The organism is Vibrio genomosp. F10 str. 9ZD137, from assembly GCF_049974785.1.
GTDB lineage: Bacteria > Pseudomonadota > Gammaproteobacteria > Enterobacterales > Vibrionaceae > Vibrio.
The window spans coordinates 1-737 of record NZ_JBNGCJ010000590.1; the positions used below are offsets into that span (position 1 = coordinate 1).

Below are 737 nucleotides of genomic sequence, written 5' to 3' on the forward strand. Positions count from 1 at the left end.
GGCGCCACTGGCTATAGGGTTTGGTAAAGTGCTGCCAAAAGTGGAATGGTCAGCCATTTCAGAGGTCACGGGTAAGGTTGTGTACCGTCATCCAAACCTTGAAAAAGGACAGATAATCCCAGCAGGGACAGAAGTCTTACGAATCGACCCTCTCGATTATGAATTGAAGCTGGTACAGGCGGAAGCCGATTATAAATCGAGTAAAACGTCACTGACTAAGCTGAATTTAGATGAAAAGAATCTTAAGCAGACGTTAGATATCGAAAAGAATCGTTTGAAGATTGCCAACACCGAACTTCAGCGAAAACTCGACTTGCGTAAAAAAGGCTTAACATCACAGTCGGATGTGGATCAGCAAAAACAGAGTAGTCTATCGCAGCAAAAGCTGGTGCTCGATATAGAACATCAATTGATCACCATGCCTGATGATAGAAGGGTAGCGGAAGCAGCGGTGAAGGTTGCGGCTGCAAAGGTACAAGAAGCTCAGAGGCTATTAGCGAAAACTTCCATTGTATTGCCGCAAAACTTACGCATTGCCGAAGTCGATATTGAACAGCAGCAAGTGGTGAATCAACAACAAACAATGATCATCGCTCACGGTATCGATGTCATGGAAGTAGAAGCACAACTCTCTATACACGACTTGCAAACCTTGGCATCAACATTGGGTGAATTTAGCCGCAATGAATCGGGTATCCCTCAAGCCGACTTGGCTTTTCCAAAAGCCACTATTGAGC

At 44.9% G+C, this 737-nt stretch carries 1 pseudogene; it reads left to right on the forward strand.

What is annotated here, in order from left to right:
* A pseudogene (locus ACP45E_RS14285) lies at positions 1-737 on the forward strand (efflux RND transporter periplasmic adaptor subunit); the annotation flags it as partial.